Raw genomic sequence first — 15,489 nt, forward strand, 5'->3', positions numbered from 1 at the left:
CGGCCGAACCCTGACCGCTTGACGGCGCGGATCAAAGTCACCCACTTGGTGATCTTCGTCAGATTCTGACCTTGGTGATCAAGGTCAGAAGGGAAGGGCGATCCTCGTGGAGGACTGGGCAGAGATCCGTCGGTTGCACCGGGCGGAACAGATGCCGATCCGAGCGATCGCACGGCATCTGGGCATCTCGAAGAACACGGTGAAAAGGGCCCTGGCCACGACCGGCCGCGAAATACCAGCGGCCGGCGAAGGGTTCGGTGGTGGATGCGGTCGAGGTGCAGATCAGGGAACTGCTGCGGGAGACCCCGACGATGGCCGCGACCGTGAGCGCTGAGCGGATCGGCTGGGAAGAGGGATGACCATCCTCGAAGAGAGGATCCGTGAGCTTCGGCCTGCCTATACGCCGGTCGATCCCGTGTCACCGCCTTGGTTCCTCATCAAATCCTCAGGTTCCGTGCGGAATTGTTGGGTGCGAGCGAAGCCGCCAGGTGGCCGCACTTCACGGATATGTCCGCTTGGGCCCGCGCCGCGGCTGTTCGCACCGGAACGGTGCGTGGGCGGGCCCGGACACCGTGATGCAGCCAGCATGAGAGGGGAACTTCTCCGTGGCGGCGGTAACGGCTGCCTTTGCTCTCCATCCCCCATGCTCGAAGGAATGGTGACCCGCGAATGCGGAAAATCGGTATCGCCCGGCAGGAACTCGGCCAGGTGCAGCAGGAGTCGGAGGCTTCGGAATCCGGGCGTGCGCGGCGCCGTCCGCTGCTTTCGCGAGGAGCGGCCTTCGCGGGTACAGCGGCGGTGCTCGCGAGCTCCACCGTCGTCTTCGCCTCCCCCGCGAGCGCGGACGACGGGCTGAGCCGTAAACAGCTGCTGAACGACTGCCCCGGCCGTATGGAGCAGATCCAGATCCCGCAGACACAGCCGGGGATACCGATCTACAAGCCGGCCCGGAAGCTCGACGGCTGCACCTTCGAGTCGTCCGAAGAGTGGGACGCCTGGGAGTGGCGGGACACCGGCCAGACCGTCACCAACTGCAACCCCGGCGCCACCCAGCCCATCCAGCACCGGAGCGACAGCACCGAGGCATGGTCCGCCGGCTGGAACGTGGGCGGGGAACTCGGTTTCGACGCGGGGAAATTCGCGGGCGGCCTGAACGCCAGTTACAACTGGAGCAACACCGTCAGCCGGACCAACTCCAACACCGTCACGATCAGCCCGGGCCGTAAGGGCTCGCTGACCGCGGGTGCCGAAATCCACCACGCCAAGGGGCGGATCCGGGTGAACTACGGCGAGCAGGCCGAGGGTCACTACATCTGGTACATCAACGATGTGGAGATCTCCACCCCCACCGGCAAGACCGAGATCGGCCAGGAGGACAAGTCCTGCACTGAGCGGCTGATGAACGGCCAGTAAGCCGGAGCAGCCCGAAGAACAGCCGGAAAGAACGGGCGTCAGCGAGGGCATCACCGTCACCTGACCGACGGCGGTGCTCCCGAATGCAGCGGGGCTCGTGGCGGGCGCGTGGGGGCGTCCGCCACCAGCCCCGCGTACAGCGCGCTCTCTGCGGTGTGTCCAGTCGGCCAGCCGGCGCCGACGGGACGCGCAGCACCGCTACCGCATCAACCGTGGCGGTGACCGGGCAGCGAACAACGTCTTGCACACCATCGTGCCCACCCGCATGCGCTTCGACGGACGCACCCGTGCCTACGTCGAGCGCCGCACCAAAGGGCTGTCCCAAGCAGCCATTACGCGTACTGCTGCATTGGCTGTCGGAGGCGGCATGTGGTTTGGTACGGGAGATTCCCCGTACCACCTGACCCGAACGCCTTGCGGTGCTCGCTACTGAATTGCGACGCAGTATCAGGCTGACGAGACGGCGACGATCTCCACTTCTGAGACCGACAGTTGGGGTGAGGTGTAAACACTTCGGGTGTGTGTCTGGAGAGGTGTGGTATCCGGACGGGTTGACTTGACCGGTGAGGACCGGGCTCGGCTGGAGCGGGTGCGGCGCCGCGACCTACCCGGCTCTTCGTGGTCGTGGTCATGCAACCCGAGCGACCTGGCATATCGGCTCTGCGCAGGCGAAGTTGACGTCCCCTGAGGCAGGATCGGCGTGATCCTCCAGGGCCTCTTCATCAGCCATTGACCCCAACGGATCGACGAGAACTGAAACGGATTCACGCGTTGCGTAAGGCACAACAAACACACAGTGGACCGCACCACCGGACGCGGATGCGCCCCCTGCTGAAGAACCCTGCGTCCTGGTATGTCGTGGCGCTCGCCGTCGCCTGGATGGTCGAGGCACTGTTGCCGCCCGACCGGCTCAACCAGCTCATGGCGTGGTCGTCGACAAACCTGGCGAACCTGCACCTCTGGCCCGCCGGGCACCCTGTCGAAGCGCTGGTCGTCTCCGCGTTCGTCCCCCAGGCATCGCCCTGGCTCTGGCCGTTGTTCGCCCTGTCGACCTACACCGCAGTCTCCGCCCTGGGGACCCGCCGCGCGCTCCTCACCCTGGCGGGCACACACATCGGGGCCAGCGTGGTAGCCCAGGCCCTGGTGTGGTGGCGCATCCACCACGGAGAGCTTCCGGGTTCGGAATCGCACGGGCTCGACACCGGGCCGTCCTACGTGGTGGTAGCGGCCATGACCATCGCAATCGTGCTCGCACGGCCGGTCTGGCTGCGGGCGGTATGGGTGGTCCTGCTGGCCGTGGTCACCCCGGCCCTGCTGGAGGGCATCGGCGACGCCGAACCCGCGCCGATCGGCCACCTCCTCTCCTGCGCCACCGGACTCACGGCGGCACTGTGGGCCCACCTCGGAAGCCGCCCTCTTGGCGATCAAGAGGTAGGTAGCGATCAAGAGGTATGTCCGGTCGAACAGGGTTCCTGATCGGTGACCGTGTTGGGAGGCGGTGCGTCGACCGCACGGGGACCCCGTCGACTCGGCCACGGGTCCAGGTCGGGACGCGGCGTCGTAGGAGATCCGGAAACACCCGTCGGCCTCTTCCAAAGTTGCCACCACGCCCCGCAGATCCCGGGCGGCCTTCCCCGGGAGCCGCTTGGGCATCTCGATGGTCAACCGACCTTCGTGCGTGGCGATTTCGAGGAGTTCGGTGTCGGCAAGACGTGCGTTGATCCGCTCCCGTCGCCCGGGGCTGATCAGGTCGGCGATCTTGGGCCAGATGTCCTCGCCGGCCTTGGACGCGATGGCCGAGACGAAGGGTTGCAGTGTCGCGGCGGTGACGACCGTCGTCGCCAGCTCCAGGAACCCGGTGCGGTCACCGCTGTCGCCCAGGTCGCAGCTCCAGCAGCGCGCGGGCGTTCGCCGGTGGCCGCAGGCCGGGCACGGGAACTTGGTGGTCGAGGTGAGCGAGGCGCCCGGGGTACGTGCGCTGCCGGGCGCCCGGTTCGAGGCCCGGCGTCTCGCCGAGCTCGTGCCGGACCTGACCTTGCTCGCCGGCGCGCGGGCCACGCGGGACGCCATACTCGGGGCACTGCCCGAACACGGCATCGCCCACTTCGCCTGTCACGCCGTCACCGACCCCCGGTCCCCCTCCCTCAACCGGCTGCTGTTGCACGACCACGTCTCGGCTCCGCTCACCGCGATCGAACTGTCGGCACTGAACGTTCCGCAAGGCAGACTGGCCTACCTCTCGGCCTGTGAGACGGCGCGGTCGAACGAGCCACTCGCCGACGAGGCCGTGCACATCGCCGCGGCCTTCCAACTCGTCGGCTACCGCCACGTCATCGGCACGCTCTGGCCGGTCTCGGACAGCTCCGCCGGGCGCATCGCGGACGACTTCTACACCGGCCTGGCCCCGTCCTTCGACCCCGAAGACGCCGCCAGGATCCTCCACCACGCCGTGCACGACCTCCGCAGGGACGCACCGGACGAGCCGTCACGCTGGGCCGCACACATACACCTGGGCCGCTGACGAGTCCTTCGGAACGCCTGCAGTTCCAGCCGCGATCCCGTGGCGTGGCGCACGGGCCAGGAGCGGAGCGCGGGGGTCGGGCGACACTCGACGCCTCCGACCGTCAACACCCACCACATGACCACTGGTTGGTGCCTGTCCCTGTCCCTGTGCTGCCAGCGCATGTCGGATCTCTCTCCGATCCAACGGGAACGGTCAGGCGAAACGATCTGCTGGCCGCCCATTCCACCAGCACCCGGTGACCGGCACTGGCCACGGCCACTGACGCTGTTCCTGCTGCACTCCGCGGACCGGACGCGCGACTACCGGCTCGGCGGCAGTGAAAACTTCGCTGCCGCCGAGTCTTCTTGGGCGGCCATGCGGCGTGCTCCGGCCCTGGTCGGATCTGACCGGGTCCTCGGTTGTTTCGGTCACCTCAGCCGTCGTCACCGCCGCGGCGCTGGTTCTTCAGCCGTGAGCCGACGCCGAAGGCGACGACGCCCGCGACGAGAATGCCCGCGGCCGGCAGAATCAGGCCCGCGGTGTCCAGGCCGGTGTTCGCGGTGGTACCCCTCCCCGTACCGTGGGTCGCGGATCCCGTCGGCGCGGAGCTCCCCGCGGAGGGCGCACCGGGCGTCGCGCCGGGCGGCGTCGTGCCCGGGGACGTCGTGCCCCCGGTCGTGCCCGAGGTGCCGGACCCCGAGGTGCCGGACGTGGTCGAGCCAGTCGTCGTTCCCGTCCCTGTGATCTCGAACGACCCGACGACCGCGTCGTGTCCGTCGTTCAGCGTGCACTGCGCGTCGGCCGTGCCCAAGACGTCGCCGTTCGCCTTCCTCCCGACGACGTGCACGCCGATGTCGCCGACGGTGATCTTTCCTTTGCCGGGCCGGCTGAACGTGAGGGCGGGTGCGGTGCCGTTCGCCGTCACGTCAAGGGAACCAGAAGCCGGGACGCGGGTCTTGCCGATGTTGAGCGGCACCTTGATCTGGCTGTCGCCCTCCGGCGCGGCCACGCCGATCTTCGCGTCCACCCTGCCCTCAACGCTCCGCACACCGATCGCGTGGAGCTTCGGTGTGAGGTCCGCGTCCACCGTCGTCCCCGCGTCGATGGCGAACCTCCGGCTGGACTCGCCGACCGCGACCGACTGCGGGATGTCCGCGTCGATCTTCGCCGTGAAGGGCTGGGGGTCGAGGAACGGAACTTTGCACGTGTACTTCAGCGTGAGCGAAACCGGTTGGGCGGACGCGCTTCCGGCTCCGGAGATCCCCATGACTCCGACGGCTGCCCCTAATGCCGTCACCATCCCAAGGGCGATCCTCGCCCTTGGCCTTCCCATCCTGCGCTCGGCAGACATATGCCATTCACCCCCGTGAGTTGTTCCGCTGCGTTTCCCTATCGGTATGCCGCTGTCAGGCGGCCCGGAATATGCGGCTGTCGGGTGTCCCCGGTATCAGGACGCCCCTCTGGTCGCGGACGGTTCCGGGTCTGGTTCCGGGCCGGCCGTGCCCGGCGAACGACGTGCTGGGCCAGAGTGGTGCTGTGCCTCGAAGAGGCAGGTCAGATGGTCTTCGAGCCGAGCATGACGGAATTGGTAGACCGCGCCGGCCCGGCGCAACACACCTCGCTGATGAGCGTCTTCCAGGAAAGCGATCACCGCCCAGGGAAGTCGACCCGTGAGCGGCAACCATATACGCGCCAGTGCCACCCACTGGCCCCAAGCGGTGAAACTCAGCCCGTATCCGAGCCCGCCCCCGAACGCCGCCGTGAGCCCGAACACGAGGCCGCCCAGGAGCCCGCGGAGGGGTCCGTGCCCGAGCCAGGCCGGGAGCCCGCGAACGGGCCCGTTCCCGAACCCGAAGACCAGCCCGGCCGGAAGCCCGAGCACGAGCATCCACACGAGCATATGGAAGACCACATTCCTGCGGTTCGCGCTCAACAGATCCGAGGCACTCACCTCGGATTCGGTGTCAATGGGAACTTCGAGCCAGGCCATGATTCCGAGGACGAGCCCGGCCCCGAGCCCGACCTCGAGCGGGAACAGGAGCCCTCCCACGAGGCCGCCGCTGAGTCCGTCGTCGTACCCCAGCGGTGCTACCACGCACCTGTCCAGGAGCTCCAGCACGAGCGCGGCCGCGCCCCCGAACCTGAGTCCCAGTGTGAATCTGGGGAGGAACTTGGCACGCCTCGCCCTGCTCCCGCCGAAGACTTGTATGCGCAGGCGCGACGGCTCAACTGGCGAGCCCTTGGACATGAATCCGTAGACGACTCCGAAGGCCAGACCGGCGACAAGACCGTGCAGGAACCCGACCAGGAGCCCCCGCGTGATCGCGAACCCGAGCCCCTTCGACGCCGCGACCAGGTCCACGGGCAGGTTCTGCACGGCGGTCGTCACACCGAAGGCCAGTGCCGCCAGGAACCCGACCACGAGAATGCGCGAAGAACGGCGCGAAGTGGTGCCCAGTTGCCACCAGGCGAGGTCGTGGGTGTCGAGTTCTTTGAGATGCGCGGCGAGATAGCCCAGCCAGCGCCGGGTGCGTTCGGGCGTCCAGTGACGGTGCCGGCGGTGACTGGTGCCACGGCCGGTGGTCGGTAGGGACCCGTAGACGGCGGGGATGAAGTCTGCCAGCAGATGCGCTTCCAGGTCCTCGCGTGTTGCGAACTCCAGGAAGGTTGCGGGGTCGCGCCCGGTCCCGCGACAGATGGCGCCGGCCAGGGCGACCATCAGCGGGGAGGTGAGCACTGCGGCGAGGTTCGCTGCGCCGGGGCTGCACGGCTCTTCGCGCAGCCTGCGCAGGGCCGGTTCCCAGACGGATGTGTCCTTGCCGTTCCCTCTGACCAGTGGGCTGGTGCGACGCAGGTAGTCGGCATAGTCGTCTACGGTGAGGTCCTCCAGCTCGATGACCGCGGCTCCGGTGAGCACGCGGGTTCTCACACCCTGGCCGTACTCCTCCTTCACGGCCTGGCTGTATTCCTCGGGACGGCTGGTGAGCAGCAGCGGCCTGGTGGTGAGGTTGAGCGCTTCGAGCGCCGCGCCGTACAGGCCACTCGCGATCTCGTCGAAGCCGTCGAGGACCGGGAGGATCCTGTCCTCGTCGAGCAGGACGTCGGCCAGTGTCCCGCCACGCCCGACCGGAGCTGCCAGGAAGGGGTAGTCGCGCACCAGTTGGCCGCACAGCCAGTCGTCCAGTGACTCGGTGGCCGGGTCCCATGACCCCAGACCGAAGATCACCGGAACCCGGTCGCCGGGAACCCGGTCGCTCAGGCAGTCGAGGACGAAGCGCCGGGTCAGGATCGTCTTGCCCGACCCGGCCCCACCCAGCACCACGAGCCGACGGGACGGAACGGACCTGTACACCCCCACGATCCCGCGGAGACGGCCGCTGAGGGGGAGGGGCCCTGGGTCCGCCCCGAGCGGAGCCAGGCGGATGTTGGCCCAGTGATCGAACACATTCCGGTGGGTACACCGGAAACGCAGGTCGAGCCGCAACGGGTCGTGCACCTGCTGCTGCCGCTCCTCGTCACGCCATTGCGTGTGCACCTCGCGCGCGAGTTCCTTGGCCGACTTCTGCACCTCCGGCGCACCGTGCGGCTCTGACAGGTCCGGCGACGGCGGGCGCGGCAGGAGCGGCGGGGGCGGCTGCTCCATGAGTTCGTAGGCGGAGCGCGGCAGGCCGATCAGATCGTTGAGTTCGCTGATCTGGGCCGGAGTGAGGCGTCCGTACCAGCGCTTCACCTGACTCGCGGCGAGCCTGCCCCACCCGTCGGCGCGGTGATGCTCGCTGACCACGCCGATCACGTACCCGCCGCTCCACACCGCGGCCCCCGACATCCCCTCCCAAGGGGAGCGGTCCGGCTCGGGGGCCCCCGGAGGATCCGCGGAGATCTCCAGGCTGCCCGCGCGCAGGTCCGACCATGGTGTGGTCGTGGCGAGCGCGTGGTGAGAATCCCGGAACCGCCTGGGAGCCTCAGGGGCCGGTGAAGCGGTGTCGGCACGCAGCTTGAACAGGGGGAAGCCCAGTGCTTCGCAATCCACGCGCTGTGTGATGCGGGCGAACTGCACTCGGGCGACCTCGGCGGCGCATGATTCGCCGGTGCTCGCCCGGCTCGTGATCTTGAGCACCGCGATATCCACGGCAGAGTCCGACCAGACCGGCTCGCCGGGTAACTCCGCTGTGCCGCCGTCCTCGGTGATGAAACGCATCACCACTGACACCGCGTCATTCACCACATGAGCGGCTGTGAGCACCGCGTCCCCGCTCACCCGATAGCCCGACCCGAGTTGCACCGGGCCCGCACGGAGCGTGGTGATGATCTGGACCGCTCGCCGTGGGTCGAGCCCGCCCAGATCGGACGCCGTGTCGTCGGCAGAACTCATCGCTCGTCCGGGGCGGCGGGCCCGGAGATGTACGGCGGATTGCCCGACCCGGTGAGGGTCGGCTGCAATGCCAGTGTGATGCGCTGGGTCGAGGCGGAGTTCACCGTCGCGTCCCCACCGGACTCCACCACCCAGAACCGTACCTTCGCCCCCGCGTGCGCTGTTCGCTCCAGAGCGACCGATACCTCCAGTTCGATCGTCCCCAACTCGAAGCGCAGTGAAGCACCCTCCGCCGCGGCGACCGCCTGCTCCAACTCCTCCCGTAGATCCCTGATCACACTGGCTAACTCGATCACTCCGCGTCCCTTCACCGAGACCTTCAGTAACCGAGGACTGTAGTCCTGCGATGCGGTGCCGGGTAGTGCGCCGTGGGCTCACAGGCGGCGGATCTCCGGCTCGGCGGTACCCGCTCATGGGCATGGGCGAGGGATGGCCGGGGCGGCTGTCCTCGTGCGGGCGGCTGCCCCGGCCTCTTCATGTATGGGCGACGGCGGTCGGTGTCAGCCCTGGGAGGCGCGGCGGCGGGAGGCCAGGATCAGACCGGCGCCGGCGGTGAGGGTGACGGCGGTGCCGCCGACGGCCCAGGGGGTGGCCGAGCCGGTGCCGGTCGCGGCCAGTTGGGCGCCCGAGGAACCGGTGCCGGCGGTGGCTACGGCGGGCTTGGCGCCGGTGGTGCCGTTGGACTCCATGGCCCCCTTGACGTCCTTGGCGCCGCCCTGCTTGAGCTTCTCGTCGCTGGTGGCCTTGACGTCCTTGGACTCCTGGCCTTCCTCGGCGTTCTCCTGGTCCTTGTCGCCCTTGGCCTTGGCGGCCTCGGCGTCGTCCAGCTTGCGGGCCTCGTACTGGCCGATGTCGAGGAAGTGGCGGATGTCCTCGGCTTTGTCACTCAGCAGCGCCTTCCTGGCGGCTTCCTTGAGATGGCGGCCACCGCTCCCGGAGATACGGGTGACGAGGATGCGGTCGTCGGTCTCGCGGGCCTCGTACTGGCCCACTTCGAGGAAGCGGGCGCGGTCCTCGGGGCTGCCGTCCAGGGCCTTTTGTATGGACTCGTAGAGCACGCTTCCGCGCTTGGCCGTGTGGAGGATGCGGGAGATTTCGACGCAGTTGTCCTCGTCGCGCGCCGCGTACTGGCCGACCTCCAGGAACTGGCGAAGAGCTTCGTGGGTGCCCTTCCTCAGCGCTTCCACGGCCGCCTTCCGCAGCCCCTTGCCGGCGGTGCTCGAGATCTGGACGGTGCGCAGCCTGTCGTCCGCGAACTGGGCCAGTTCGTGGCCTTCCTTCAGGAAGCGCACGCGGTCCTCGGGGGAGCCGTTCATGGCCGCCTGCGCGGCTTCGTAGACGCTGCTGCCGGGCTTGGACTTGTGGATGATCCTGAGGATGGCGAGGCGGTTGTCGTCGTCGGCCTTCGCGTTGCCCTGCGTGTCCGGCTTCGCATCCGGTGCGGTGTCAGGGGCCGAGTCGGCCGATGCCGTGGCGGTGTCGGCGGCGACAGCCGGAGAGGCGAACAGGACGGCAGGCGCGATCGCCGCAGCGGCGACAACAGATGAAATACGGGACAGCTTCACGCGTACCCCCACTTTCCCAGGAAAGAAGTAGTAAATGGCTTGTAAAGCATAGGGGGTATGGAATTTTCCGGTCGGGGACCCTGGCGCGGGGCGGCCCTGCTGGCCGCCGCCGGGCACGTGCCACGTCAGCCAACACGCGCCTTCTGTGGATATGCCGACATGGTCACGACGAGCGAATCTCCCCGGATCACGACGAGCGAATCTCCCCGGATCACAGGGGGGTGGCACGACCAGCCCTTGTCTGCGGCTCGCGCCGAGGGCTTGAATCGGCGGCTACGGCAGCCGCAATTCGCCCCGCATCACCAGCATGTGCGGAAGGTCGGCGACACACTTCCGCGCGGCACAGCCGAGGAACGGAACCGCGAAGTTCACACGGCTGTGTCGTCGCTTTGGTCTTCGTCGGTCCGACACCCCCGCAACGCCCCCGCGCCGGCAGCAGTTTGGCCAGCTCGGCGTAGGGCCACGTCCCGTCCGGCCAGCCCACCACCTCCAGCGCCCCGCCCCCGGCGGCGCGCTCCGCGTCCGGCCGCTCCAGTAGCGGCAGCCGCCATCCGCCCCGGCCTCCCCGACTCGATCACCAGCGCTGTCGGCCGCTCGGTGACGGCCGGCGGCCGGTACCCGCTCAGCCGCACCGGATCCGGCCCCGGTGTCACGATCGGCCCCGCCGGCCCGTCCTGCGCGGCGGCCCGCCGGCCCGCTGCATCCGCCGCTCGTAGTGGTACCGCGTCAACGACGTCACCATGCCGCGGATCTACGTCGCAACGGTTCCTCACACCCCCTCAAAAACCGCCTCCACAGCCGCCATTCACGCCGACACGCCTTCATGCCGTCTCGCCTTCATGCCTCCGGCAGAGATCTTCGGTCCCGATGGCCATCGCGGTGCCGTTGACTTGGTCGGCGCGAGTCCACAGTCCCTGCGCCGTGACATCCGTGAGCACCAGATAGGGAAGGGGGATCGGTGGGATCGTCCGCGTGGACGAGACGAGCGGCAGCAGGCCGAAGACCCGGCCGCGGACCAGGTTCGCGTGAAACCGGAGAGTGCCCGTCAGCGTGAGGTCTGCCGCGGCGGAGCAGGAACCGCCACCGCGACCGTGGAAGAGGAGCCGAGGGCGGTGAAGGTCCATCCTGGTCGCCCGGCAGGTCTCCGTGGCGGGCGGGCAGTACAGGCCGGTGAGGGTGAGGGTTTCCGCCCGCATGCTGACCCCGGACTCCGGGTCGGCGAGCGTGTCCGGGGCGCCGGGAGCATCCGGGTCGGCGAGCGCGTCCGGGGCCGTGGAAGAGTCCGGGTGCACGACGGCGGGGGTATCGGCGGAAAGGCAGGCCACGAGGGGCTGTGCCAGGGTCTTTGCCACCGTCGGGAGCAGACCTTTGGCAGTTGTCCCGGGAGTCGGCAGGGCGTCCGCCGCGCATTTCCGAGCGGCCTGGCGCACGCCACCGGCCGCACCGGCCACGGTCCCGGGATTCCGGCTCCGGTCATGTCCGTCGGGCAGGGCGGCGGCTGCGGCCTGGGTGAGGCACACCGCGATCGCGCAGCAGGGAACCAGCGTCCGCAGGAGCCGGCGATGCGCCGCCTCGGCGCTCACCCGCCGCTCCGGGCCTCGGTTCCGCTGTGCTGTCCGGGCGCTGTGGGCGCGGCGCCGGGCGGATTCGGTTCGTCCTCGACCGGCTGCCAGGCGAGAGCCAGGGCCCCACCGATCAGAGCCAGGAACATGCCGAGGAGGAAGCCGCCGAGATTGGCCAGCGGGTAGGAGAGCAGCCCCAGCGCGATGGCCGCCCCGCCGCTGTAGAGGTGCTGTTGCGGACTCGCCCAAAGGTGCACGGCGCAGCCGACCAGGGCCAGGGCCACCAGTACCGCGGCCGCCCCGCTCGGCCCCGTCATGGACAGCAGGCTCGGGTCGGCCAGGGGGAGAGATCCGAGTTCGGCTCCGGCGGCGGCGACGCACAGGCAGGCGGCGTGCGGCCGACGGCCTGGGCTCAATCGCACGGGTGGTCTCCCGAGCGGACGTCCATGGTGGCGCCGTTGAGTGAGAACATGCCGGCCGTCAGGGACCAGGCGGCCATCCGCATGTCCCTGATCGTCAAGGTGCGCGCCTGCTGCCCGTACACCCCGCTGGCGCCGGTGATCCCACCGCCGTCCAGAGTGGCGGCGTCCCGGCCCATCTCCACCGAGCCGAAGCTCATGTCACCCTCCAAACTGGCGAGGTCCAGGGTCATCCGAGAGGCGGTCACCGGTTCGTCGTCCCCGGAGCGGATCAGCAGTGTCACGGTGCCGAGCGGGGTGTGCGCCACCGCGGACTGGCACAGCCCGTACAGCGCGGCCTCGCGGATGCCGACGACCGCTACGGCGTGCTTCCTGCCGGTCGCATCCTTGCGGAAGGAGGCGAACTGTACGGCGCCGGTTCCCTTGAGCCGTTGAGCCGTGACGGAGAAGGGGCTGCCGGCGACCGCGAAGGAAAGCGGGATGGAAGCGGCCGTGGTGGTGGCGATGGTGCCGGCGGCCAGGGCCAGCGCCCCGAGTGCGGCGACCGTGAACCGCCGCCAGTTGGTCCGGCCACGCCCGGCCGGGGAGCGGTGCCGTGTTCCCCCCTGCCGGAGCACGCTGATCGACCGCATGATGACATCCCTTCACGCGGGGACGCGCACGTCGGGACCGACGGGTACATCGGGATCGCCGCACGCCCGAGCGAGGTAGCTCTCGTCGATGGGCTCGGGATCCGGCAGGTCTCCGAGGGCCTCGCACAGGTGGGTCCGGTCGTAGGTGCGGCGCTGGGCGCTGAACCCGACCATCCCCGCGCCGTGTTGGGCGACCAGCTGCTCCAGCGGCGTGGGATCGGGGATGTGTGGCACGAGACTCAAGGAGAGCCGCGGATACCGGACTTCCAATGCCTTCAGCGCGATGTCGGCCGACGCATTGTGCGGGTGGGTGACGTGCACGGTGCGTACGGCAGCGGGCCGGCCGGCGTGGGCCCTGGCCGTGCGGACCATGGCCCGGGCGGCGTACTCCACCTGCACCAGGTTCGCCGTGCCGTCGGGGTCCGCCGCGATGCGGATGCGCACGGCATCCCCGCGGCGTCGTCCGCCCTTGACGAATGCGGCCAGGCTCCTGGCGCGTACCGCCTTGCTGTGCAGGCCGGCGTCGACGATCCGGAGCAGGATGTTCAGCGGCTGGCCCGGAAGCCCTTCGGGGACGGGCCGGTCCGTGACGAGAAGGCCGGGGCGGAGGACGGTCACGGAACGGCCGGTGCGCGCCCCCCAGGCGCGGACCAGGCGTTCGGCGGTGTACTTGCTTTCCTCGTAGTAGGTCTGGAATCCGTGGTCGTCGAGAAGGTCCTCTTCGAGGATGTGGCCGGTGAGCCGGCGTCCCGCGACGTACGCGGTGCTGACGTGCATCAGGTGGGCATCGGGGGCGTGTTCGGCGAGTTCCAGGACGTGCCGGGTCCCCACGACGTTGGAGCGGTGGAGGGGGGCCGGATCGCCCTCAAGCCTGAGCAGCGCCGCGCTGTGCCACAGCTGGGTGATGCCGTCGGTGGCCCGTGCGCGCTCCTCGGCCGTCAGGCCGAGTCCGGGCAGTGTGATGTCTCCGCTCAGGTAGCGCAGCCGGTTCAGGGCGCCGGCCGGCAGCGATGGACCGTCCAGCCAGGTCACGGCGGCCTCCATCCGCGCCCGGAGGTCAGGTTCACTGCCGCGTCCGATGACTGTGATCGGTTCGTCACCGCCCTCGGACAGGAGTTCGCGCACGATGCGGCAGCCGAGGAACCCGGTGGCTCCGGTGAACAGGACGGGCACGGCGTCTCCTTCGCTGGGGAGGGAGCCAAGGCGGCCGACGGCCCCGGCATGGCTGGTATCTACCGCAGCGATGCCTGGCGGGCGCCCCGACACTCCTATCGACCGGAATGGTCAGCTCAGTAAGCAAATCCCTCTACTGGTGCGGAGGGGGAAGGCGCGCGGGTGGCGCACTCGACGGCACGCCCGTCGACAGTAAGTTAAGGCGCCATTGCACTCCGTGCGGATCGTCGTGTGCGGAGAACCACCCGCGAACCGCCCTTGCCAGGAAGGCCGTACCTGTGAACCAGCACCAGGGCCCCTACACCGACCGCGCCCTCGCAATCGTCGGTGTGTCCTGTCGACTGCCTGGTGGTATTGCCGGCATGGCGGACCTGTGGACCGCCCTGCGTGAGGGGAGGGATCTCGTCACCGGGATGCCCGCGGACCGGTTCGACGCGGACCGCTTCGTGGACACCTCGATGCCGCGGGCCGGCAAGAGCTACACCGCCGCCGGGGGCTTCCTGGACGACATCGCGGGCTTCGACGCCGCGTACTTCGGGATCTCTCCGAAGGAAGCGGCGCACATGGACCCACAGCACCGGCTGCTGCTGGAGCTGACCGCGGAGACGCTGGACGATGCGGCGATCGCCCCGGCGCTGCTGGCGGGCTCCGACACCGCCGTCTACATCGGCATCTCCGACGCCTCCTACGGCGCCCTGCAGATGCTCAAACCGTGGACCATCAGCCCGTACACGATGTCGGGCGCGGCCTCCTCCATCGCGGCCAACCGGCTCTCCCACGCCTTCGATCTGCACGGCCCGAGCATGGCGGTGGACACCGCGTGCTCGTCGTCGCTGGTCGCTTTGGACCGTGCCTGCCACACGCTTTGGGAGGGGACGAGCCGCGTGGTGCTGTGCGGCGGAGCGAACATCCTGCTCTCTCCGTACCACTACGTCGGCTTCTCCCAGGCGTCGATGCTCTCGGAACGCGGCAAGTGCGCCTCGTTCTCCGCGGACGCCGACGGTTTCGTCCGGGCGGAGGGCGGCGGGATGGTGCTGCTCAAACGCCTCACCGACGCACTGGCCGACGGCGACCGGGTGCACGGGGTGATCCTGGGCAGCGCCAGCAACAGCGACGGACGAACGCTGGGTCTGTCGCTGCCCAACCCGCAGGCACAGGAGGACCTGCTGCGCCGGGTGTACGCGGACTTCGGGGTGCACCCGGACGAACTGGTCTACTTCGAGGCCCATGGCACCGGAACCATCGCGGGCGACCCGATGGAGGCCCAGGCAATCGGCCAGGCCCTGGGCATCCGACGCATCACCGGCCCGCTGCCGATCGGTTCGGTCAAGACGAACGTGGGCCACCTGGAGCCTGCCTCCGGCATGGCGGGGCTGTGCAAGGCCCTGCTGGTCCTGCGGCACCGCACGGTCCCCGCCTCCCTGCACGCCGCGGCCCCGAACCCGCACATCGACTTCACGGGACTGGGCATCGACCTGGCCACCGAAAACCGCGCTCTGAAAGAGGTGGAACGTCCGGTCGTCGGCGTCAACTCCTTTGGTTTCGGCGGCGCCAACGCGCACACGATCCTGACCGATGCCCCACCCCGGCCCGAACCGGCACCGTGCACGCCGCCCCCTGAGGGCCTGCCGGTCCTGGTGACGGCCCGCACGCCCCAGGCGCTGACCGAGGCGGTCTCCCGCATGGCGCGGCACCTCGGGACGGCGGACCCGGAGGACTTCTACGACCTCGCCTACACATCCTGCCTGCGCCGCGGCAAGCACGAGCACCGCACGGCCGTCCTCGGCCACACGCCGCGGCAGGCCGCGGAGGCGCTCACCGGGATCGCCGAGCACGGCTCCCGCCCGCCC

General features: G+C 69.4%; 12 protein-coding genes and 1 pseudogene. 5 read left to right on the forward strand and 8 right to left on the reverse strand.

What is annotated here, in order from left to right; translation table 11 throughout:
• Positions 1–100: 100 nt before the first annotated feature.
• From RZ84_RS37425 to RZ84_RS31220, 4 genes and pseudogenes are all read left to right on the forward strand, one after another.
• Positions 101–421 (forward strand): annotated as a pseudogene (locus RZ84_RS37425) (helix-turn-helix domain-containing protein); the annotation flags it as partial.
• 248 nt (positions 422–669) lie between these two features.
• A complete protein-coding gene (locus RZ84_RS31210; RefSeq protein ID WP_043267701.1) occupies positions 670–1,413 on the forward strand; it encodes a hypothetical protein in 744 nt (247 codons plus the stop codon).
• An 819-nt stretch (positions 1,414–2,232) separates the two neighbouring features.
• Positions 2,233–2,889, forward strand: coding sequence for a rhomboid-like protein (locus RZ84_RS35340; RefSeq protein WP_052230285.1), 657 nt, complete (start codon positions 2,233–2,235; stop codon positions 2,887–2,889).
• A 292-nt stretch (positions 2,890–3,181) separates the two neighbouring features.
• Positions 3,182–3,934 carry a CHAT domain-containing protein gene (locus RZ84_RS31220; protein ID WP_157878969.1) on the forward strand — a complete coding sequence of 251 codons (753 nt, stop codon included), beginning with the start codon at positions 3,182–3,184 and terminating at the stop codon, positions 3,932–3,934.
• A 415-nt stretch (positions 3,935–4,349) separates the two neighbouring features.
• Here RZ84_RS31220 and RZ84_RS35345 read toward each other — a convergent pair whose 3' ends face one another.
• The 8 genes from RZ84_RS35345 to RZ84_RS31260 all read right to left on the reverse strand — a co-directional run bounded on the left by RZ84_RS35345 (position 4,350) and on the right by RZ84_RS31260 (position 13,639).
• Positions 4,350–5,183, reverse strand: a complete 834-nt coding sequence (locus RZ84_RS35345; protein ID WP_052230286.1) for a DUF6801 domain-containing protein — start codon at positions 5,181–5,183, stop codon at positions 4,350–4,352.
• Between the two features lie 180 nt (positions 5,184–5,363).
• Positions 5,364–8,288 carry an NACHT domain-containing protein gene (locus RZ84_RS31230; protein WP_052230287.1) on the reverse strand — a complete coding sequence of 975 codons (2,925 nt, stop codon included), beginning with the start codon at positions 8,286–8,288 and terminating at the stop codon, positions 5,364–5,366.
• The gene (locus RZ84_RS31235; protein ID WP_043267705.1) at positions 8,285–8,584 is read right to left on the reverse strand and encodes a trypco2 family protein; all 300 of its coding nucleotides are present in this window, start codon (positions 8,582–8,584) and stop codon (positions 8,285–8,287) included. The genes RZ84_RS31230 and RZ84_RS31235 overlap by 4 nt, the downstream gene beginning before the upstream one ends.
• A 204-nt stretch (positions 8,585–8,788) precedes the next feature.
• Positions 8,789–9,865 carry an ALF repeat-containing protein gene (locus RZ84_RS35350; protein ID WP_157878970.1) on the reverse strand — a complete coding sequence of 359 codons (1,077 nt, stop codon included), beginning with the start codon at positions 9,863–9,865 and terminating at the stop codon, positions 8,789–8,791.
• A gap of 809 nt (positions 9,866–10,674) precedes the next feature.
• Positions 10,675–11,145: a hypothetical protein gene (locus tag RZ84_RS39360; protein WP_157878971.1), complete on the reverse strand. Its 471-nt coding sequence runs from the start codon at positions 11,143–11,145 to the stop codon at positions 10,675–10,677.
• Positions 11,146–11,432: 287 nt separating this feature from the next.
• On the reverse strand, positions 11,433–11,837 hold the full coding sequence (locus RZ84_RS31250) for a DUF6114 domain-containing protein (protein WP_198540085.1): 405 nt from the start codon (positions 11,835–11,837) through the stop codon (positions 11,433–11,435).
• Entirely contained in the window at positions 11,828–12,466 is a 639-nt protein-coding gene (locus RZ84_RS31255) for a DUF6230 family protein (protein ID WP_052230289.1), read from the reverse strand. The genes RZ84_RS31250 and RZ84_RS31255 overlap by 10 nt, the downstream gene beginning before the upstream one ends.
• 12 nt (positions 12,467–12,478) lie before the next feature.
• Positions 12,479–13,639 carry an SDR family oxidoreductase gene (locus tag RZ84_RS31260; protein WP_052230290.1) on the reverse strand — a complete coding sequence of 387 codons (1,161 nt, stop codon included), beginning with the start codon at positions 13,637–13,639 and terminating at the stop codon, positions 12,479–12,481.
• Between the two features lie 278 nt (positions 13,640–13,917).
• On the opposite strand from RZ84_RS31260, the gene RZ84_RS42010 reads away from it, so the two are divergent.
• Positions 13,918–15,489: beta-ketoacyl synthase N-terminal-like domain-containing protein (locus RZ84_RS42010; protein WP_241777951.1), on the forward strand; the 1,572-nt coding region annotated here is incomplete at its 3' end.

The organism is Streptomyces sp. CT34, assembly GCF_000805335.1.
Lineage (GTDB): Bacteria > Actinomycetota > Actinomycetes > Streptomycetales > Streptomycetaceae > Streptomyces.